The sequence below is a fragment of the Collinsella sp. AM33-4BH genome, from assembly GCF_003469205.1.
GTDB lineage: Bacteria > Actinomycetota > Coriobacteriia > Coriobacteriales > Coriobacteriaceae > Collinsella.
In genome coordinates, this window is record NZ_QSIN01000007.1 from 13,098 (window position 1) to 32,948 (window position 19,851).

17 protein-coding genes and 5 tRNA genes are annotated in these 19,851 nt (G+C 59.5%); 2 read left to right on the plus strand and 20 right to left on the minus strand.

What is annotated here, in order from left to right:
• The 4 genes from DW821_RS06285 to DW821_RS06300 all read right to left on the minus strand — a co-directional run bounded on the left by DW821_RS06285 (nt 1) and on the right by DW821_RS06300 (nt 3,732).
• On the minus strand, nt 1-729 hold the full coding sequence (locus DW821_RS06285) for a response regulator transcription factor (RefSeq protein ID WP_055250507.1): 729 nt from the start codon (nt 727-729) through the stop codon (nt 1-3).
• A gap of 64 nt (nt 730-793) precedes the next feature.
• Entirely contained in the window at nt 794-1,669 is an 876-nt protein-coding gene (gene pstB, locus DW821_RS06290) for a phosphate ABC transporter ATP-binding protein PstB (RefSeq protein WP_199584302.1), read from the minus strand.
• A 103-nt stretch (nt 1,670-1,772) separates the two neighbouring features.
• Entirely contained in the window at nt 1,773-3,011 is a 1,239-nt protein-coding gene (locus DW821_RS06295; RefSeq protein WP_117647938.1) for a sensor histidine kinase KdpD, read from the minus strand.
• Nucleotides 3,012-3,036: 25 nt separating this feature from the next.
• A complete protein-coding gene (locus tag DW821_RS06300) occupies nt 3,037-3,732 on the minus strand; it encodes a response regulator transcription factor (RefSeq protein WP_117628978.1) in 696 nt (231 codons plus the stop codon).
• 197 nt (nt 3,733-3,929) lie between these two features.
• Between DW821_RS06300 and DW821_RS06305 the strand changes: the two genes are divergently transcribed.
• On the plus strand, nt 3,930-5,270 hold the full coding sequence (locus tag DW821_RS06305) for a D-alanyl-D-alanine carboxypeptidase family protein (RefSeq protein ID WP_158567551.1): 1,341 nt from the start codon (nt 3,930-3,932) through the stop codon (nt 5,268-5,270).
• A gap of 321 nt (nt 5,271-5,591) precedes the next feature.
• On the opposite strand, the gene DW821_RS06310 is transcribed toward DW821_RS06305, so the two are convergent.
• From DW821_RS06310 to serS, 7 genes are all read right to left on the minus strand, one after another.
• Nucleotides 5,592-5,682: transfer RNA gene (locus DW821_RS06310), tRNA-Ser, on the minus strand.
• 94 nt (nt 5,683-5,776) lie between these two features.
• Nucleotides 5,777-8,218: a lipopolysaccharide assembly protein LapB gene (locus tag DW821_RS06315; RefSeq protein WP_118066108.1), complete on the minus strand. Its 2,442-nt coding sequence runs from the start codon at nt 8,216-8,218 to the stop codon at nt 5,777-5,779.
• Nucleotides 8,219-8,570: 352 nt separating this feature from the next.
• A tRNA-Arg gene (locus DW821_RS06320) sits at nt 8,571-8,647 on the minus strand.
• 158 nt (nt 8,648-8,805) lie between these two features.
• A tRNA-Arg gene (locus DW821_RS06325) sits at nt 8,806-8,882 on the minus strand.
• Nucleotides 8,883-9,237: 355 nt separating this feature from the next.
• A tRNA-Arg gene (locus DW821_RS06330) sits at nt 9,238-9,314 on the minus strand.
• A 76-nt stretch (nt 9,315-9,390) separates the two neighbouring features.
• On the minus strand, nt 9,391-9,768 hold the full coding sequence (locus DW821_RS06335) for a hypothetical protein (RefSeq protein WP_117583806.1): 378 nt from the start codon (nt 9,766-9,768) through the stop codon (nt 9,391-9,393).
• A 171-nt stretch (nt 9,769-9,939) separates the two neighbouring features.
• Nucleotides 9,940-11,223, minus strand: a complete 1,284-nt coding sequence (gene serS, locus DW821_RS06340; protein ID WP_117563693.1) for a serine--tRNA ligase — start codon at nt 11,221-11,223, stop codon at nt 9,940-9,942.
• Nucleotides 11,224-11,334: 111 nt separating this feature from the next.
• Here serS and DW821_RS10260 point away from each other — a divergent pair, with 111 nt between their 5' ends.
• Entirely contained in the window at nt 11,335-11,508 is a 174-nt protein-coding gene (locus tag DW821_RS10260) for a DUF6724 family protein (protein WP_168170424.1), read from the plus strand.
• Nucleotides 11,509-11,666: 158 nt separating this feature from the next.
• On the opposite strand, the gene proC is transcribed toward DW821_RS10260, so the two are convergent.
• The 9 genes from proC to DW821_RS06385 all read right to left on the minus strand — a co-directional run bounded on the left by proC (nt 11,667) and on the right by DW821_RS06385 (nt 19,841).
• On the minus strand, nt 11,667-12,437 hold the full coding sequence (gene proC / locus DW821_RS06345; protein ID WP_117637378.1) for a pyrroline-5-carboxylate reductase: 771 nt from the start codon (nt 12,435-12,437) through the stop codon (nt 11,667-11,669).
• 73 nt (nt 12,438-12,510) lie between these two features.
• Nucleotides 12,511-12,981, minus strand: a complete 471-nt coding sequence (gene rlmH / locus DW821_RS06350) for a 23S rRNA (pseudouridine(1915)-N(3))-methyltransferase RlmH (protein WP_117637379.1) — start codon at nt 12,979-12,981, stop codon at nt 12,511-12,513.
• Nucleotides 12,982-12,987: 6 nt separating this feature from the next.
• A complete protein-coding gene (locus tag DW821_RS06355) occupies nt 12,988-13,926 on the minus strand; it encodes an SPFH domain-containing protein (RefSeq protein ID WP_117628983.1) in 939 nt (312 codons plus the stop codon).
• Nucleotides 13,927-14,215: 289 nt separating this feature from the next.
• Nucleotides 14,216-14,302 (minus strand) — tRNA-Leu (locus DW821_RS06360).
• A gap of 43 nt (nt 14,303-14,345) precedes the next feature.
• Nucleotides 14,346-15,263 (minus strand): TatD family hydrolase, encoded by a 918-nt coding sequence (locus DW821_RS06365; protein WP_118066110.1) that lies wholly within the window; start codon nt 15,261-15,263, stop codon nt 14,346-14,348.
• Nucleotides 15,253-16,113, minus strand: a complete 861-nt coding sequence (gene rsmA, locus DW821_RS06370; RefSeq protein WP_118066112.1) for a 16S rRNA (adenine(1518)-N(6)/adenine(1519)-N(6))-dimethyltransferase RsmA — start codon at nt 16,111-16,113, stop codon at nt 15,253-15,255. Before rsmA ends, DW821_RS06365 begins: the two co-directional genes overlap by 11 nt.
• A gap of 110 nt (nt 16,114-16,223) precedes the next feature.
• Nucleotides 16,224-17,825, minus strand: coding sequence for a methionine--tRNA ligase (gene metG, locus DW821_RS06375; RefSeq protein ID WP_118066114.1), 1,602 nt, complete (start codon nt 17,823-17,825; stop codon nt 16,224-16,226).
• A 69-nt stretch (nt 17,826-17,894) separates the two neighbouring features.
• Nucleotides 17,895-18,773 (minus strand): 16S rRNA (cytidine(1402)-2'-O)-methyltransferase, encoded by an 879-nt coding sequence (gene rsmI, locus DW821_RS06380; RefSeq protein ID WP_118066116.1) that lies wholly within the window; start codon nt 18,771-18,773, stop codon nt 17,895-17,897.
• 6 nt (nt 18,774-18,779) lie between these two features.
• Nucleotides 18,780-19,841: a glycoside hydrolase family 5 protein gene (locus DW821_RS06385; protein ID WP_118066118.1), complete on the minus strand. Its 1,062-nt coding sequence runs from the start codon at nt 19,839-19,841 to the stop codon at nt 18,780-18,782.
• Nucleotides 19,842-19,851: the final 10 nt, after the last annotated feature.

Here is a 19,851-nt window from a genome sequence, read left to right on the forward strand (position 1 = left end):
TTACTCCTCCGATGCGGTGGACGCGGTGTCGTCACCTTCGGCACCATCACCGGCAGAAGGCTCAGCCAAGCGGTAGCCCACGCCGCGCACGGTCTCGATGGCGCTGGCATGCTCGCCCAGTTTTTGGCGAAGCGTCTGCACGTGCACGTCAACGGTGCGCGAACCGCCGTCGAAGTCCCAGCCCCACACGCTCTGCAGCAACGACTCGCGGGTAAAGACCACGCCGGGCTTGCGCATGAGATACTCAAGCAGGTCGAACTCGCGCAGGGTGAGCTTAAGCGGCTCGCCGGCAACGGTCACCTCGCGATGGCTGGGCGAGAGCACGATGTCGCCCACACTGAGCACATCGCTCGCCTGCTTGACCATGCCGCCGCGACGCAGCAGTGCGCGGCAACGGCTCGCAAGCTCCATGAGCGAAAACGGCTTAGTCAGGTAATCGTCGGCACCGCCATCGAGCGCCATCACCTTGTCGAGCTCGGTGTCCTTGGCAGTAAGCATCATGATGGGCACCGTCGCCGTCAGGCGGTCGGCGCGCAGGCGACGCATAATCGCCAAACCATCGGTATCGGGCAGCATGATGTCGAGCAGGACGGCATCGGGTACCCGTCGCGCCACGGCGGCCTTAAACTCGCCGTCGCACGAAAAGCCCTCGGCCTCGATTCCCTGCTTGCGCAGCGCATAGACCGTCAAATCCCTGATGTTGTCATCGTCCTCGACGTAGTAGATCATGTTGAACCCCTTTGCGGCCGGCATGACCGCATCTTAACCCTAAAGGTACCTTTACGAGATGGTATCAGCCAAAACGTCCCGTCAAATAATCCGCTGTGCGCGAATCGGTCGGTTTTTTGAAGAGCTGAGCGGTGGGCGCGTGCTCCACCAGCTCGCCCAGCAAGAAAAACGCGACCGAGTCGGAGATGCGCGCCGCCTGCTGCATATTGTGCGTAACGACCACCAACGTGCAGGTCTCCTTGAGCTCGCAGGCAAGCTGCTCCACCACCAGCGTCGACACGGGATCGAGGGCGCTCGTGGGCTCGTCCATCAGCAGAATGTCGGGCTGCACGGCAAGTGCGCGGGCGATGCACAGGCGCTGCTGCTGTCCACCCGAAAGACCCAGGCCCGACTCTTTGAGCTTGTCCTTGACCTCGTCCCACAGGGCAGCGCGACGCAGGGAGTCCTCGACCAGCTCATCGAGCACGGCGCGGTCGCGCACACCCATACCGCGAGGACCGTAGGCGACGTTGTCGTAGATGCTCATGGGAAATGGGTTGGGGCGTTGGAACACCATGCCCACGCGCTGGCGCAAACGGCAGATGTCGCAATCGCCCAGGATATCTTGACCATCGAGCGCAATCTTGCCCTCGATGCGGCAATCCTTGATGCCGTCGTTCATGCGGTTAAAGCAGCGCAGCAACGTGGACTTTCCGCAGCCCGAAGGCCCGATGAACGAGGTGATCTGCTTGTCGCGGATCTTGATATTCACGTCCTTGAGCGCATGGTGGTCGCCATAGAACAGGTCGAGGCCCTCGACGTCGATGCGCGTCGGCGAGGCGGCAAGATCCTCTGCCGTGGGGCGAGTCGCATCCCCAACCTCGCGCTCATGCGCGGCCTCGGCCTGCGCTTCCATGAGTTCTTCAAGCTCCGTGGGCTCCACAGCCGCAGCAGCCGTCATACCGCACACCTCCATATCGATATCAATTCAGCAGTATCGATAGTAGGAATCGCGGCTCATACGCACGTGAGCACATTGTCAAGTGTTTGTAAGGGCACGCTAGCTATGCGGCGGGCAGCTCGATGGTGAATATCGTGTGTTCGGGCGTCGATTCACATGCAACGGTACCGCCGTGTGCCGCGATGATCTCCTTGGCAATAGCAAGGCCCAAACCGGCACCACCGCGATTGGTCGCACGCGCCGCATCCAGGCGATAGAACTTCTCAAAGATCACCTTGAGCTTAGCCGCAGGGATAGGATCGCCCTGATTGATAAAGCGCACGCGCACGCCGCCATCGTCTTGGCGCCTGGCCTCAATCGTGATAGTCGAGCCCTCATAGCTATAGGCGACGGCGTTTTTCATGATGTTGTTAAACACGCGGGCCATCTTATCGCCATCCACGAGCACCGTCAGGTCCTCGCGAATATCAACCTGGGCTTCCTTATGTTGCTCGTTGAGGATGGGATAGAACTCGTCAGCCACCTGAGCCAGCAGCAACCCCAGATCAACATAGCCGCGCGTGAGCACGATATCGTGGAAGTCAAAGCGCGTGATATCGAAGAACTCTTCGATGAGTGCATCGAGCCGGTGCGCCTTGTCGAGCGCCACGCCCGTAAAGTGCGCACGTTGCTCAACCGGCAGCTCAGGAGCCTCTTGCAGCAGCGAAAGATAGCCCACCACACTGGCAAGCGGGGTGCGTAGGTCATGTGCCAAGTACGTGACCAGATCGTCCTTGCGATGAGACTCGTCACGCAAGGCCTGTTGCACCTTGCGCTCGCGATCGCGCACACGGTTGAGTGCGCCCTCGACCTCCAGGAAGTCGCCGTCGATGTTGTCCCAGGTGTCGGGGTGATCGATCAGGCGATCTTGAATACGAGCGGCCAGCACACAATCGGCATGCTGCTCGCCCTGCTCATAGCCCTGGTAGTACAGGGCGCGGCCGCAAAAGAACAGCACGCACACGGCAAGCGCCAGCACAAAGCCAAGCATGTTGAATACAAAGCCGGCATCGAACAGCACCGGCCCTTCGATGCCGCCGAGTGCCATGGCGCCAATCGCCAACGTCATGGCCCACGCGGCACCGCCAATCACCACGCAGCGGCGTACGATTTCAAATCGATCGATCAGCAAAAAGCCGACAAGCAGCACCGCCAAGATTCCAGCGATGTTATCGATGCCAATCAGCAGCAGGCTCAGCAAAAAGAGCAGCACCGTTGCAAGCGCGCGGTTGTCGACGACCGACCTCACGTATTCAAAGAGTCGATCGGGCACCTCGAATGCCTGCCTATCGTCTTTTGTCATATCCACTTCCCCACCATCAAAGGCGTTATTCGATTATGTAGCCGACGCCCCAGACGTTTTTGATAAAGCGCGGCTTTTGAGCGTCGTCGCCGATCTTTTCGCGCAGGTGGCGAATGTGCACCATCACCGTATTGTTGGAGCCGGGCATAAAATCCTCGTTCCACACCGCGCGGAACAGGTCCTCCACGGCCACCACGCTGCCGCGATGCTCGACCAGATACAGCAAGATGGAATACTCGATGGGCGTGAGGCGAACCGGTGAACCGTCCACTGTCACGGAACGAGCATCGCGGTTGATCTCAAGGCCGTCGAGCTGGATGGTCGGCGACTCGGCCGCCTGCGCGCGGCTACCGTAGCTGGTGTAGCGACGAAGCTGAGCGTGCACGCGTGCGATGAGCTCAAGCGGACGGAACGGCTTGACCACATAATCGTCCGCGCCAAGCGAAAGGCCCTCGATCTTGTCTTGCTGGGCATCGCGCGCCGTCAGCATGATCACGGGATAGGTATGGCTGGAACGGATCGTACGTAGCAGCTCAAAGCCATCGATATCGGGCAGCATGACATCCAGCAGCGCCAGATCAAACTCCTGCTCCAAGATTGCCTTGGCAGCATCGGCCCCGCTATAGGCGACCTGTACGTCAAAGCCTTCTTTTGTAAGGTAGATACCAACCAAGTCGGCGATGGCCTTTTCGTCATCAACTACCAAAATGCGCTCGTTCATGCGTGCTCCTCTCGCGCTCCATTATGCCCGAGGGGGCGCATGCCACACACAACAAGCGTGGGTGATTAAGTCGGCCTTAAGCACCCTTGTGCCCGTTCGGGCGCGGATGTGGGCCACGCACGCACGCGATGATCGCCGACACCGGCAAACGATATACTCTAGTTCCAGAAGAGACCATCCCGTCGAAAGCGAAATCTGTGAAGTCCCTCATCTCTTTTGCAAAGCGCTCAGCCCAGCTTGCCGCCGGCTTTGTCTGCGCTATCGCCCTTGCCGCTGGCGTGCCCACCGTCGCCGGCGCCCAAGTGCTCACGACCGACAATGTTTGCGGCAAAACCGCCGATGCGCGCGGCATCACGGCCGAAAACCTGCCCGATATCGATGCGACCAATGCCCTCGTCATGGGCAAAGACGGCACCGTCTACTATGGGCGCGGCGCCGATGAGCAGGTCAAAATCGCCTCGATCACCAAGGTCATGACCGCAATCCTAACCGTCGAGAATTGCAAGATGGACGAGAAGGTCACGGTAAGCAACACCGCGGCCACCGTGGGCAATTCGACCGCCGGCTTGCTCGAAGGCGACGAGCTTACCGTGGAGCAGGCACTGCGCGGCCTGATGATTCCCTCGGGCAACGACGCCGCCATCGTGCTCGCCGAATATGTGGGCAAGAAGATCGAGCCTAAGACCAAAGACGCCGAGGCCACCTTTGTGAAGGCCATGAACGAGCGCGCTAAGAAGCTCGGCTGCACCGGTACGCTTTTTGAAAACCCGCATGGTCTGGACTTTGATGAGTGGGCTGGCGATATGCACTCAACCGCACACGACGTAGCGCTGATGATGCAGGAGGCCATGAAAAACGACACGATCCGCGAGGTCGTAGCGAGCGAGGATTCCTGGATCGAGGTCACGGGCGCCGACGGCGCCGACCATTCGCATTCCATGGACACGCATAACTATTTGCTGGGCCAAGATGGCAACATCGGTGGCAAGACCGGCACCACCGACGACGCGGGCTATTGCTTTACGGGTGCCTACAACCGCGACGGCGACGAGATCTACACCGTCGTTTTGAACTCCACCACCACCGACCAGCGCTTTACCGATACCGCAACCCTTGCCAATTGGTACTACGGTCACAAGGTGACGGTCGCAATCGCCAACACGCAGGAAAAGACCGCCAACGGCAACCCGCTTATGGCGCGTATTGGCCAAACCGACTGGACGGATAAGACGATCGACGCCACGCTCGCCGATCCTACGGCGCAAGCGACCGTGTTTTCCCTTGCCGGCGAGGTGACCGAAAAGGTTAGCTACGACGATCTTTCGGGCACGGTGCATGTGGGCGATAAGGTGGGTAGCGTTACGCTCAAGCAGGACGGCACCAAGATCGCCGTCATGGACCTGGTTGCCGACGAAGAAGGCGCTGGGCCGAATCCCATTGAATGGCTCCTTGTGAAGCTCGACCGTCTGGGCCGTCGCATCGACAACCGCCCGCTCACGGCAGAAAGCGAGACCGTCGCCAAGGCGCCCGAGGTGTAGTGCGCAAGAATAATAAGCCCACTGAAAGGAGGCGTCCGAAAGGATGCCTCTTTTTTTGAGGGTTCGAATCCCCAGCTAACGTGGTTCAACTAAAAAAGGGCCCCTTTCGGAACCCTTCTTTCAAGTCATACTGGCGGAGAGCTGGGGATGTCCGGGCATGCTGCGCATGCCCTCCAGCTTCAAAGCCTGGCGGCTTTTCGCCCACGGGCTACAAACGCTTTCGCGTTTGCTTAACGCCCGTGCCCTCTCGGGTTCGAATCCCCAGCCGCCATTCTTGATAATAAAAAGGGCCCCAAATGGGACCCTTCTTCAAATTCGTACTGGCGGAGAGCTGGGGATTCGAACCCCAGATGCCCTTTTGGGGCATACTCGCTTAGCAGGCGAGCACCTTCGGCCTCTCGGTCAGCTCTCCGTAACAGCCGTTCTATAGTAACCAAACAGTCGAAGTTGGGCAAGAGGGAATTTTCTAATTGCCCGGCGGCCTTTCCTCCTTGCAGTTTTCGCCCCTACCCCAGCGAGCGGTTGAGGGAGCCGAGCTCGTCGTTGCCCATGGTACGCCACATTTGGAAGATGCAACCGCGCGCCAGGAAAAAGAAGCCGTTATCGACCAGCTGCACGGCGGCATCCGCAAGCTGGTTGGCCACCGCGGGCACGGGCGGCAATTCGAGTCCAGCCCTGCGGATGGTCTCGACCGCTTCCTCGAACGTCGGAGGCTCGCTGACACCCATCTCGTTCATAAGGCCCTGCATTTCTTCCAGCGCGCTGCTGCCCGACTCCTCGCCGCGCGGCACCAGACGGTAACAAGCCAGCGCCAGGTCGAGCTGATCGCAATTCCAATAGGCAAACGCCAAGCGATAGAACAGGTAGCCGATTGCAGAACGATCGCTGGCAATACGTAGGCCGTGGCGCGCCACCTCGATAATCTCGTCAAAGCGCTCCAGACGCGCGAGCACGTTGATGAGCGCAAAGTGCGACTGCATGGACGAGCGCGCCAGATCGTAAAGATGGCGCACCTCGGGCAGTGCTCGTTCAAAGTCCTCTTGCTCGGCGTAAAAACTGCAGATCTCGTGCTGGGCAAAGTACAGCGCATCGGGCGCACGAAGGATTCGCACAGAGCGGTCTTCTTCCAACACCGGTAGCACCATGCGCACCAGCTGGTTATCGCAAAACTGCGTTTGAACCGGACCTGTCGCCAAAAGCTCGGCGACGGCGCACTTAGCCTCCAACTCCTCGACAAGACGGGAAAAGCCTTCAAAAGCACCTGTACGGTCGACTTTTGCCTGCTCGCGCAATTCAACAACACGGGCCACGTATGGGTCGTCGTCCTCTTCCATGACCTCCAACTCGTCAGCCGTATCGGCAAGCAGCAGATCGCGCAGCGCCGGCGGCAGCGTGCGATGGTCATCACGCGGACGAGCATGAACCTCCGCAGGCTCAATCGTCTCCGGAGCGGTTGACTCATACGCCTCAAGTACACGCTTGCACGGCATATCGTCCATGTCCATGCTCTCAAGATCCTTGACGACAGGCACGCAATCGGCCAGATAGGCCGCGCGCCCAAAGAAATACGTTGCGACAACGCGCTCGCCCTGCTCACTGCCGGGAGCAGCAATCTGCACATAGCAGCGCGTGATGCAGGTGCCCGCGGCAAAACACGCTGCTGCAAGCGTGAGTGCCACGCGCGCATCGTGCTCCGCGGCCCAGATCGCACGCGCGTCCTCGTCCAACTCGCGCCAGGCGTCATCTTGAGCGTCGTATTCACGTTGCGGCATGGCATCAACGACAGACTGCCCAAACCGAACGAGCATGATCCCCTCGGCAACGTTTGCCCGATAGGTATAGTCGAGCCGCGTGACCACGTTAAGTGCCTCGACAATACGCGCGAAGCGGGTACGCACATCCCACTCACCGCCCGGCTGGCAAGCCACCGTACCCGGTTTGCCCCACGGGTTATCGCTCGAGGCCGTATCGAGCAGTCGGGGAACATCGTTGGTCGTCTTGGCGATATGCCACGCATCAAAGAGCGCGCAGCCCTCAAGGCTCGGCGAGGATGCCGCAGGGACCAATCCGGCCCCGATGTGCTCAAGGATGCCGGAGAGACGGTTAAGACGGCACTCGATGGCAAGCAGCATGTCAATCTCGTCCTGGTCCAGCAGGCTGCGATCAAAATTGAGATAGAAAAGCTTTGAGCGATCGATGCGAGCCAGGCTCATCTCGGACTTAGCGGCGATGGTGCGCAAGCGGGGCAAGTCAATTTCACTCATAAGGGCGGCGGCATAGCGCTCGATACCGCTCGGATTCTCGGCATGGTCAACGCGGTAGAGCAGCGTCTCGATAGCGTCAGGGAGCGGTGCCGTGTTAAAGCCCAAAAACACCTCGACCGGCTCGGGCAACTTTACGAGCTTGATCTTGTCGACAACGTTTTGCATACCCTCGTCGAGTCCGTCGGCGTCCTCCGTGCTCGCAATGGTATTTTCGGAGTCAGCGAATATCACGTAGCGCAGGAACATCGATGCCATGAACTCACCGTAAGGAAGGGAGCGGGTCGAATTCCATGTCTCGTGATCGGACTGTTCGCGCATGGGGCCTTCGGGAGAGCCGACGGTTCGCGCGCACGCGCGCATCGTGCCGTTTGCTCCCCTCACCATAATCTCACCAATACCGGAGTCCGACTCGTCAAGGACCAGTTCCATGTCGGGATCGTTGGGCAGCGGAGCCTCGCTAACGGGGCGGTCCACCTTGTACACCTCACCCGAAACGCTTACGTAGCCCAAAAGCGACACATGGCTTTTGCCAACGAATTCGACGACATAACAAGATTCATGCTGATCCTCGCCAAAGAGTTTCCAGACCACGCCATATGAGCGTCCCGCAGGCTGCTCGGACATCGCCGGAAAGCGCTTCTTGGGATCGAGAAACCTGAGCTTGTATGTCGGACGCTCTGCCACGAAATATCACCCTGATCGGTCGCTTGAGAAGGAGCGGTCGCGAATAAGTCGCGACATCTACTCGGAATCTTACACGAGTCGACAGGAAATCGTCCCTTTGGACGAAAGCACTCAAGCTGGCGTAAAAGAAAAGCCCCCGTTGCCGGGAGCTTTAATCTCAAATGGTGCGGCGTATAGGATTCCGCGCATCCGCTGCGCGGATCCGCACCGGCTTCGCCCGCCTGCCGGCGTGCTCGCCCGCGGGCTAAATACGCTCCGCGTTTTCTTTACGCCCGCGCCTCGACCGAGGTTCGAATCAATGCGGTGTTTACGTAAAAGAAAAGCCCCCGTTGCCGGGAGCTTTAATCTCAAATGGTGCGGCGTATAGGATTCGAACCTATGACGTTCTGATTCGTAGTCAGACCCTCTATCCAGCTGAGGTAACGCCGCAACTTGTTGATTATTATGCACAGGGACTGAATAATGGTCAAGCATTTTTTCAAAAAAAGTTATCGAATTTGATTTTTAATCATTTGGAGGGCTTGGCGCGATCTTCGACGCATCGCGATATAAGAAAAGCCCCCGTCGCCGGGAGCTTTAAAGTCAATTGGTGCGGCGTATAGGATTCGAACCTATGACGTTCTGATTCGTAGTCAGACCCTCTATCCAGCTGAGGTAACGCCGCAACGCACGGATTATTATGCACGCGAGCCCCCGATGGGTCAAGCGACAATTAGAAAAAATTTTACGGAGTGATAATTAAGTTGTTCGTGCCTCGACCGAGGTTCGAATCCATGCGGTGTTGCCATAAAAGAAAAGCCCCCGTTGCCGGAGGCTTTAAAGTTCAGTTGGTGCGGCGTATAGGATTCCGCGCATCCGCTCCGCGGATCCGCGCCGGCTTCGCCCGCCTGCCGGCGTGCTCGCCCGCTCGCTACGGACGCTCCGCGTCCGCTTCACGCTCGCGCCTCGACCGAGGTTCGAATCCATGCGGTGGCGGCATAAAAGAAAAGCCCCCGTTGCCGGAGGCTTTCAATTTCAATTGGTGCGGCGTATAGGATTCGAACCTATGACGTTCTGATTCGTAGTCAGACCCTCTATCCAGCTGAGGTAACGCCGCAGCGCAAAACATATAAAACCACTTTAGCTTATTGGAGTCAAGCACAATCTCAAACTTTTTTTGGAACGCAGTTTTGTCATGCTGCTCCGCATATACCGTCGTTCCCCGTACGATCGATTGGCTTTTCGATCACGTCAAACTTAGCATCAAGTTCCCTCAGGAGCGATCTCACCCGCTGGGCACAATCATAATCGGCAAACGAGATACTCAACATGCGAGCAACCTGGTTAGATGTCCGGACCCCATAGAAATGCTCCAGGGCCACAAGCCCCTCGTGCGCCACAAACGTCTCAACCACATGCGGCGACTCCTCGTAGCACCATTGGGTCAACGGACCCTCGCTCGTCTGTCGAACCACCAGGCCACCCATGCCAGACGGCTCACACGTCACAAGCAGGTACTCCCCGCCCTCGTCGCTCTCAAACAAAACCACCCGATCATCAAACAGCTCCATCGCGTCCCCTTTCTCTCGCTCTTATTTAGCAAAAGCATAGCAGGTAGATGGCTGTATACAGAACAGTTGTTCGTGTGTTTTCTATTGAGCTGTCCGCACAGCATGGTATGGCCGCACACAAAAAGGGCACCCCAAAAAGGAGTGCCCTAGCAAATCGCTTATGCAGCCAATCTACGCGACCGGCTCGATCTTCTCGAGGCCGCCCATGTAGGGACGCAGAACCTCGGGGATCGTGATGGTGCCGTCAGCGTTCTGGTAGTTCTCCAGAATGGCTGCCATGGTACGGCCAGCCGGCAGACCGGAACCGTTGAGGGTGTGCAGATAGCGCGAACCCTTGAAGTTCTCGGGGTCGCGATACTTGATGTTGGCGCGACGGGCCTGGAAGTCACCGCAGTTGGAGCAGGAGCTGATCTCCTTGTAGGCGTTGTAGCTCGGCAGCCAGACCTCGACGTCGTAGGTCTGACGGGCAGAGAAGCCCAGGTCGCCGGTGCACAGGCTAATCACGCGATACGGAAGACCCAGCTGCTGCAGCAGGAACTCGGCCTCGGCGGTCATGCTCTCGAGCTCCTTGTCGGACTCCTCCGGCTTGGCAAACTTGACCATCTCGACCTTGTCGAACTCGTGCTGGCGAATGATGCCGCGGGTATCGCGACCAGCGGAGCCGGCCTCCTCGCGGAAGCAGGGGGTGAAGGCGGTGTAGCGGCGCGGCAGGGTATCGGCGTCGAGGACCTCACCGGCGTGCAGGTTGGTGAGCACGACCTCGGCGGTGGGGATCAGGAAGTTGTCGCCCGAGACGTGATAGGCGTCGTCCTCGAACTTGGGCAGCTGGCCCGTGCCGAACATGGTCTGACGCTTGACGACGATGGGCGGCCACCACTCCTTAAAACCACGGCTGGTGTGCGTATCGAGGAAGAAGTTGATGAGGGCGCGCTCAAGACGGGCGCCGGCGCCACCGAGAACGGTGAAGCGGCTGCCGGAGAGCTTGTTGCCGCGCTCGAAGTCAAGGATATCGAGGTCGGTGCCCAGATCCCAGTGCGGCTTAAAGTCGAAGTCGAACTCGCGCGGGGTGCCCCAACGACGGCGTTCGATGTTCTCGTCCTCGTCCTTGCCGTACGGCGTGGCCTCGCAAGGAATGTTGGGCAGGTGAGCCATGAAGTCGTACTGCTCCTGCTCGAGGGCGGTGCGGCGCTCGGCCAGACCGTCAATTTTCTCGTTGACGGCGCGCACGGCCTCTTTGGCGGCCTCAGCCTCGTCCTTCTTGCCCTCCTTCATCAGGGCGCCGATCTTCTTGGACTCGGCATTGCGCGTGGCTTGAAGTTCCTCGACCTCGGTGATGACGGCACGACGCTCGTCGTCGAGCTCAAAGAACTTCTCGCGATCCCAAGACGTCTGGCGGTTAGCCATGGCGACATCGATGGCATCGGGGTTCTCGCGAACAAACTTGATATCAAGCATTAGATCCTCCGGCGATATACATTCCATTTAGGTTGCAACCTTGTACATGTATGGGCAAGTATATACTTATGAGCGTTTACGACCCAACTCAACTACGCAAGAAGGCACCCAATGGACGCAGTTTTTTCCTTTTTGTTTGGCACCCGCACCGGTTTTGCCATCCTTTTCGCCGGCGGCATCCTGCTGTTTGCGATTATTGCCTTTGTAATGGAGAAGCGCACCCATAAGATGTATGTCGACCGCGGCCCCAAGTCCGAGGACGAAGAAGACAGCTTCTGGGACTAACCTGCCAAAAAGGGACAGGTTTATTTTGGTCGGTTTTATCTGGGCAAACGCAAGTGCCCCGCAACTGGAATTGAGCCAGTTGCGGGGCACTTTTCGCTAAAAGGACAAAACCGCAGGAAATACCTGCCAACATAAACCTGTCCCGTTTTTGGTCGGTTTTACTGGAGGGTTGCGTCGATTGCCTTGACCAGGGCGCTGCGCATGCCGGCGTCCTCGAGCGCAACGACGCCCTTGATGGTGGCACCACCGGGCGAGCATACGGCATCCTTCATCGCCGCAGGATGCTGGCCAGTTGCAAGCTGCAGCTTTGCCGTACCCAGCACCATCTGGCTCACAATGCGATAAGCATCCGCACGCGGGATACCGTGCTTGACCGCCGCATCGCCCAGGGCCTCGATTGCCATGGCGACAAACGCCGGAGCGCAACCACCCACCGTGCCGCCCACAAACAGCAGGCTTGTGTCGAGCTCGACGACAGCGCCAAGCTTACCGAGCAGGTCGAGCACCACAGCACGCTGCTCGTCGTTAAGCGTCGAAGCCTTCTCGCAGGCGATGACGCCCTCGCCCACCGAAACCGGCGTGTTGGGCACCGTCGAGATATGCGCGACGCCCGGCAGGACCTGCTCCCACTTGGCACTGTCCCAGGTCCAGGCAACCGACAGAACGACCTTTTTGGCAAAAGCATCCTTGAGCGGGGCGAATACCTTCTCGATCATGTACGGTTTGACCGCAGCGACCACGATATCGGATGCGGCGACAACCTCGGCGGCATCGTGGCAGGCGACCATGCCGCGCGCCTCGCAGCGCTCAACCAGTGCGTCGTAGCGACCCGCGCAGGCGCACATGTCGCTCGCAGCTACACCGGCAGCGATCCAGCCATCGGCCATAGCGCTCGCCATATTGCCAAAACCGACAAATCCAATCTTCATATCGCATAGTCCTTTCAGACACATTCCTCAAAACGAAAGGTATTGTCCCACGCCATTGTTTCGTATTGCCGACCTATTTGTGATACGGCTCGCCACGACTGATCTTACAGGCACGGTAAATCTGCTCTAGCAGCACCACACGCGCCAGGTTATGCGGCAAGGTAATGCGTCCAAAGCTGAGCATCTCGTCGGCTCGTGCGCGCACGTCATCGCTCACGCCGTCCGAACCGCCGATTACAAAGGCAATGTCGCTGCCGCCTCGCAGCATAAGATCGTCGAGCCTCGCCGAAAACTCCTCGCTCGAGCGCTCCTTGCCCTCGATAGCCAGCAGGATCACATGCGCTCGAGATGGCAAGGCGGCAAGAATCGCCGCCCCCTCCTTGTCGCGCGCGGCATCCACGCCGCCCGCCTTAGCCGGGTCGATATCGGCCACCTCGCGGATATCCACCTTGGCATAGGCACCTAGGCGCTTGGTGTACTCAGCGCACGCGTCCTTCCAAAAGCGCTCCTTGAGCTTACCGACGCAAACGACGGTGTATTTCACGCGCGTCTACTCCTTCGAATCGTTTTGAACTTTGCCGGCGGCCAGCATCTGCTCGAACATCGAGGCCGACTGCGAAAAGTCGCTCGGCAGCACGACCGTCGAGGTTTTACCCGTGCGAGCGAACTCCGTCATCATCTCGGACCACTGCGTAAACATGAACAGTTGGTTGGCCTCGTCATTGCCGACACCCGTCTCCTGGATGATCTCGAGCGAATCTTTGATACCCAGCGCGATGGCCTTGCGCTGGTTGGCGATGCCCTCGCCCGCCTTTTCCATAGCCTCGGCCTCGGCGGTCGCCTCGGTGACGCGCTTGATGCGGTCGGCCTCGGCGAGCTCCTGCGCGGCAGCGCGCTTGCGCTGGGCAGCGTTGATGTCGTTCATGGAGTTCTCAACCTCGGTCGGCAGTGCGATTTTGGTGATGAGCGTCGACACGAGGGTGAAGCCGTAGGCGGCCATCTGCTCGGAAACGGTAGCGTTGACATCCTTGGCGATGTCATCCTTCTTGGCAAAGACCTCATCGAGTGTGTAGACGGGGATGGAGGAGCGCAGGGCGTCGGTGATGAAGTCGCGCATCTGGTCGACGGGCTCCTGCAGCATGTAGTAGCTCTTGTAGATGCCCGAATCTGCCGGGCCGGCGCCCATGTCGTAGCTCACGTGGTACTGAGCGGAGACCTCAAGACCGATGGTCACGTTGTCCTGGGTCTTAACGTCGATGCCAAAACCGTTTTTCATGGTGCGCAGGCTCACCGTGGCGGCCTTGCGGTCGATCACGGGCACCTTCACGTGGAAGCCCGCGTTGACGATACGGTTGAACTTACCCAAGCGCTCGATGATTACGGCGTGCTGCTGCTCAACGACGTAGCAGGCGTTGGGAAACAACAGCAGCAGGATGATGATGGGAATCAAAAGGCTCGTAAGGGCAGCGATGATACCGGAAAACAGCATGGTCTCTCCTCTGATAGGCACACGTTGCCATTAGGATACCCGTCCAAGGAGATCGTGCATAACAAAAAGAGCTCCCATTGCTGGGAGCTCTTTCAATCCATGGTGCGGGCGAAAGGACGTCCGCCTATCCGCTGCGCGGATCCGCACCGGCTTCGCCCGCCTGCCGGCGGACTCGCCAGCTCGCTAAAAACGCTCCGCGTTTTCTTGACGCTCGCTCCTTCACAGGTTCAAGTCCCTGCGATGGGCCCGTAACAAAAAAGCTCCCATTGCTGGGAGCTCTTTCAATCAATGGTGCGGGCGAAAGGACTTGAACCTTCATGGGGTTGCCCCCATACGGACCTGAACCGTACGCGTCTGCCAATTCCGCCACGCCCGCGTGCAGGAATTAGAATAACGGAGCGCCATCGCGAACGCAAGAACTATTTTTGAAAAAGTTTGCAGGCATTTTCCCAAGCGGCTTGCGCGATTGTTTCGGCATCCTCACCAGTGCGATCGACACGGTCGTTAACCAGCGCGTTTGCCGTAATGGAGATCATTGCGGGCTCGCATTCAAGACCGCGGATGGGCTCCGGAGCCATATACGGGCAATCCGTCTCGAACAAAATTCGATCGAGTGGGGTTGCCGCAAATGCCTCGCGCACGTCGTCGTTGCGCTTAAAGGTAGCCGCACCACCATAGGCGATATAGCAGCCCAGCTCCACAAAGCGCTCCATCGTGGCGCGGTCCTCGCCAAAGCAGTGCAGCACACAACCGGCCTGGGGCACGCCCACCTCACGAAGCACGTTGTACGCATCCATATGCGAGGTGCGCTCCCCATCCGAGTCCTCGTGCCGCAGGTGCAACTCCACCGGCACGTTACGGCACACGGCAAGCTCGAGCTGGCGCGCCATGCAGTCAATCTGCACGTTATGAGGTGCCGGCGCGATATCGTCATCATAGTCCATGTGGTAGTCCAGGCCGATTTCGCCAATACCGGCGCATAAGGGGTCATCGAGTGCGGCAACGACCTGTGCGTGAACGTCGTCGGTATAGTCCGGCGCGCCATACGGATGCACGCCGGCAAGATACTTGATCTGCGGGATATCCTGCATCGGCAGAATCTCGCGCGTCAGCCAGTCGCTATAGTCCGTCACGCTGCGCTTATCGGCAATGGGATCGAAGACCGTCACCAACAGGTCGATGCCCGCGGCTTTGGCGCGCACGAGTGTCTCGGGCACTTCTTTGCCCCAAAACGAAAGCAGATGCGCATGCGTGTCAGCAAGCGGTGCCAAGGGCACGGGACAAGCAACCGTCTTCTTTTTCTTGGTAAACGTCACGCGTTCGGCATTAGGCATCATGGATTAGCTCCCGAGCCAGGCACACAAAGTCGGCGACGCCGAGCGTCTCGGCGCGCGTGGTGGGTGCGATACCGCAAGCCTCAAAGGCGGCATCGAGCACGTCCTTGGCAAAGCCGTTGGCGCTCATGGAATTGCGGATGGTCTTGCGACGCTGAGCAAATGCAGCATCAATCACGCGGGCTACAAATTCGCGATCGAGTCCTTCGGGCACCACACCGTCAACACGGTCGATACGCACGACGGCCGAGTCCACGTGTGGCGCCGGCATAAAGCAACGCGGCGGCACCTCAAAGCGACCCGTTACCTGCGCATACAGGCCAAGCTTTGCCGTATAGCCGCCATAGGTCTTGTTGCCCGGCACTGCGGCAATGCGATCGGCAACCTCCTTTTGCACCATGACGACGGCGCGCTTGAGCGCCGGCATCGTCTGGAAAAATTGCAAAATGATCGTCGCCGCCACGTTATAGGGCAAGTTCGCGACAAATACCGTCGGCTCACCGCCCGCAGCCTGCTCAATCTGCTCCGGGCCCACCTTAAGCGCGTCGCCCATGATAAAGCGGAAGTTGGCATAGTCGGCGGCGTGGGCATCGAGCACCGGCTCAAGCTCGGAATCGGCCTCAATGGACGTAACGCACGCCGCTTCCTGCAGCAACGCAAGTGTCAACGTACCGCAACCTGGACCCACCTCGAGTACGCGCTCGTCACCTGCAAGCTCGGCAAGCTCGCAGATACGTTCGATCACATGATTGTCGATTAGAAAGTTCTGGCCCAGGCGATGCTTGGTCGCAAGGCCAAACTCCTCCAGCAGCTCCCTGGTGGCCGTGGGGTTTGCCAAAGGCGAAGTTGTCATGGTTGCCTCCTTAGCATGATGGCGGCGTCTTGAAACAAAAGGGCATGGACCGTGGCGGCCATGCCCTTACAGCTAAACAGCAAATTGCCGATATGGCGCTCGCGCGGTCTCTACGCCAGACGCGGGAACAGCGGATCGCCCTTCTCGACGGGCTGACCGCCGGCAAGCAGGCCCCAAGTGCAAATGCCCTTGAGGTCGTCGCTCGCGGCCTCGCCCTCACAGGACAGGCGGCGCAGGGCCTCGGCAGAGGTCTGAGGCATGAGCGGCATCAGCAGGTGAGCGGCAATGCGGATGGCCTCGAGCAGGTTGTAGATCACAAACGCCAGCTCGTCAGCCTTGGCCTCGTCCTTGGCAAGTGCCCAAGGCTCGGAGTCCTCGATGTAGTGGTTGGCGGCGTGGATGAGCTCCATGACCTCGTCCTTGGCTCCGCCGTAATCGAGCACGTCCATCTTGGCCATGTAGCGCTCGACCAGGCCGTCGGCGATCTTTGCCAGCGGGTTGTCGAACGCATCGAACGATGCGGGCTTGGCGGGTGCGCAGCCGTCAAAGTACTTGCCGCTCATGTTGAGCGAACGCGAGATGAGGTTGCCCCAGCTGTTGGCCAGGTCGGCGTTGTAGACCTGCTCCATGCGATCGAAGCTGATGGCGCCGTCGGTGCCGGGGACGACGTCGGTCATAAAGTAGTAGCGATAGCCCTCGACGCCCAGCATGTCGATAACGTCCTGCGGAGCGATAGCGTTGCCGCGGCTCTTGGACATCTTCTCGGCCTTGCCGGTCTCGGCATTGCGCACGGTCAGGAAGCCGTGGGCAAAAACGTGCTCGGGCAGGGCCTCGCCGATGGCCATGAGCATGGCGGGCCAAATGACGCAGTGGAAGCGGATGATGTCCTTACCCACGATGTGGAACTGCGCGGGCCAGCGATAGGCCAGCTCGGCACGCGCCTCGTCGGTATCGACACCGTAGCCGACGGCCGTCATATAGTTGAGCAGCGCATCGAACCACACGTAGGTCACGTGGCCCTCGTCAAACGGGACCTGAATGCCCCAGTCAAAGCTCGTGCGGCTCACGGAAAGGTCGTTAAGGCCGCCCTCGACAAAGCTGCGCACCTCGTTCATGCGGAACGCAGGCTCGACAAAGTCGGGATGCTCGTCATAGAGCTTGAGCAGCTTGTCCTGGAAGGCGGAAAGCTTAAAGAAGTAGGACTCCTCCTGCACGCGCTCAAGCGGACGGTGGCAGTCGGGGCACAGGTGCTGGCCGACGCTGCCGTACTCCTCGTCGCCCTTCTGGACCTGCGTATCGGTGAAGTAGGTCTCGTCAGGCACGCAATACCAGCCGTCGTAGCTGCCCTTATACAGGTAACCGGACTCCTTCATGCGCTCCCACAGGTACTGCACGGCATGATGCTGGCGCGGCTCGGTGGTGCGGATGAAGTCGTCGTTGGAAATCTCGAGCTTGCTCCAAAGCTCCTTGAAGTGCGGGGCCTGGCTGTCGGTCCACTCCTGCGGCGTCATACCATGCTTGGCTGCGGCCTCGGCGACCTTCTCGCCGTGCTCGTCCATGCCGGTCAGGAACTTGACGTTATAGCCGGCGGAGCGGCGATAGCGAGCCTGAACGTCGGCGATGATGGTGGAATAAGCCGTGCCCAGGTGCGGATCGGCGTTGACGTAGTAGATGGGCGTCGTGATAAAGAACGAAGGCTTGCTTTGATCCATGGGGTTTGTCCTCCAGAAAAACGTTGCATACAGGGGATGATTCTAGCGCAAGGGCTGGATATCCTCCATCTATTGCATATCGAGCACCATGGCATAGACATCGCGCTTGCGGCGCGAATACTTCTGAGACAGGCGCTTGGCCACCGCAGACGCGGGCTCCCCCTCCTCGAGCGCGGCGCGGATATCCTCGCGCAGGGCCTCGTCGGGATCCGCTGCCGTGGCGCCGACCGGCACGATACCGGCCTCCTCATCCTCGCTCGGTGGCGCGATGACCAGCGCAATCTCGCCCTTTACCTCGCCGCGAGCACGCAGCTCCTCGGCAAGCTGGTCAGCGGGCCCGCGCAAGACCTCCTCGTGCAGCTTGGTGAGTTCGCGGCAGACGGCAACCTCACGCTGGGGAAAGACCTCCGCCACGGCCTCGAGCGTCGCCACGATGCGATGTGGAGACTCGTAGAAGATGAGTGCGCCGGGCACCACGGCAAGGCGCTGCAAACGGCGCACACGGTCGCCGTGCTTTCGGCCCAAAAAGCCCTCGAAGAAAAAATGCTCGCAGGGAATGCCGGACGAAACAAGCGCCGTGACGCAAGCAGAGGGCCCAGGAATAACTTCGACGGGCACATCGGCCTCACGCGCCGCCTCGATCAGCGCCTGGCCGGGATCGGACACGCTCGGCATGCCGGCGTCCGAGGCAAAGGCGAGGGTCTCCCCCGCCAGCAGACGGTCGACCAGGCCGGCAGCGCGGCTAGCGATCACATTCTCGTCGCAACGGACAAGCGGCTTGGAAATGCCCAGGTGCATCAGCAGCTTTGACGTCACACGCGTGTCTTCGCAGCAGATGACATCGGCAGCGGCAAAGGCCTCGCCAACGCGCGGGGACAGGTCACCCAGGTTGCCGATGGGCGTGCCGACCACATAGAGTTTGCCCGTATGGGCGCTGTTTTGCGTCATATCAACCTATTCAATCATGCCGCGCTCGAGCGTACCGAGCGCCGCGCGGGCGTCCCATGCTGCAATGCGCTTCTCGGTCTTCCACGTTTGGAAGAACCAACCGGCAGCCGGCGCAAACGAAGCCAGCTGGTTGGCGATAAACACGCGCTCGTAGGCATTGCGGCCCTCGGGCGTAACCGACGAGTTGGCAAAGATCGCCGCGCCCGACCATTCGCCCACCAGCACGGGGAACCCAGTCGAAATCGCTTCTTTAAGCTCGCGCTTGTTACGCGAAATCGCCGTCGTCAGCCCGCGAGGGCTCGTGATGTCGAGCGCATACTCGTCGCGGTAATGGTACAGGTGAAGGTCCATGTAGACGTTCTTGTACTTGGCGCCGCGCATAAAATGCTTCCACTCGCTGGGATGCCCCGACGACGAGAAGACGACGATCTTATCCTCGGGCATATACGAACGGACGAGCTCGTAGGCATCGCGATAGAAATTGCGCAGGTAGTGAGCAGGAATGCCATCCGTCATGGTGAAGAGGCTCTTGCGAACGCTCATCTGCGGCGTGTCCAGCAGCTCAATGCCCAGCAGGCTCTCGGCCTCGCCATAGCGATCGGCCAAGCGCTCGAGCACGTCGAGTGCGACATGACGGCCGTTGGTGGACGAATGCCACTCGGCAACAACCTCCGGCGTGGTGGGCGAATCGTTGGAATCGCCCTGGCCACCGGGCACGGTTGCCAGATCGAGCAGCACGCGGATGTCGTACTTGGCAGCCCACTCAATTGCGCGGTCGATGTAATCGACAACCGATATGTAGGAGGCATCGGACTCCTGTGAGCCAAAGGCATACCAGGGCACCGGCAGACGCACGGCATTGAGACCGATCTGCGCCATGCGGCGAAAATCGTCCTCGCTCACAAACGTCTCGTAATGGCGGCGCATGCGCTCGTTATAGGCGGCGGTACCCATGGCCTCCTGTAGCTCAGCCGCGTTGGATGCACCGGTCGCCGCGTACAGCGACGGGGTCACCCAAGGCTCGGGAATAAACCAGCCAGAGAGATTAACGCCGAGTATCCTCTCCATCACTGCCTCC

What these genes read in the sequence shown, in the direction of transcription:
- DW821_RS06295 (WP_117647938.1), bottom strand. Translation starts at nt 3,011, where the DNA reads ATGACAAAAGACGATAGGCAGGCATTCGAGGTGCCCGATCGACTCTTT.
- DW821_RS06285 (WP_055250507.1), bottom strand. Translation starts at nt 729, where the DNA reads ATGATCTACTACGTCGAGGACGATGACAACATCAGGGATTTGACGGTC.
- DW821_RS06385 (WP_118066118.1), bottom strand. Translation starts at nt 19,841, where the DNA reads ATGGAGAGGATACTCGGCGTTAATCTCTCTGGCTGGTTTATTCCCGAG.
- DW821_RS06355 (WP_117628983.1), bottom strand. Translation starts at nt 13,926, where the DNA reads ATGCTGTTTTCCGGTATCATCGCTGCCCTTACGAGCCTTTTGATTCCC.
- rsmI (WP_118066116.1), bottom strand. Translation starts at nt 18,773, where the DNA reads ATGACGCAAAACAGCGCCCATACGGGCAAACTCTATGTGGTCGGCACG.
- pstB (WP_199584302.1), bottom strand. Translation starts at nt 1,669, where the DNA reads ATGACGGCTGCTGCGGCTGTGGAGCCCACGGAGCTTGAAGAACTCATG.
- DW821_RS06335 (WP_117583806.1), bottom strand. Translation starts at nt 9,768, where the DNA reads ATGGAGCTGTTTGATGATCGGGTGGTTTTGTTTGAGAGCGACGAGGGC.
- DW821_RS06365 (WP_118066110.1), bottom strand. Translation starts at nt 15,263, where the DNA reads ATGATGCCTAATGCCGAACGCGTGACGTTTACCAAGAAAAAGAAGACG.
- DW821_RS10260 (WP_168170424.1), top strand. Translation starts at nt 11,335, where the DNA reads ATGGACGCAGTTTTTTCCTTTTTGTTTGGCACCCGCACCGGTTTTGCC.
- proC (WP_117637378.1), bottom strand. Translation starts at nt 12,437, where the DNA reads ATGAAGATTGGATTTGTCGGTTTTGGCAATATGGCGAGCGCTATGGCC.
- metG (WP_118066114.1), bottom strand. Translation starts at nt 17,825, where the DNA reads ATGGATCAAAGCAAGCCTTCGTTCTTTATCACGACGCCCATCTACTAC.
- DW821_RS06300 (WP_117628978.1), bottom strand. Translation starts at nt 3,732, where the DNA reads ATGAACGAGCGCATTTTGGTAGTTGATGACGAAAAGGCCATCGCCGAC.
- serS (WP_117563693.1), bottom strand. Translation starts at nt 11,223, where the DNA reads ATGCTTGATATCAAGTTTGTTCGCGAGAACCCCGATGCCATCGATGTC.
- rsmA (WP_118066112.1), bottom strand. Translation starts at nt 16,113, where the DNA reads ATGACAACTTCGCCTTTGGCAAACCCCACGGCCACCAGGGAGCTGCTG.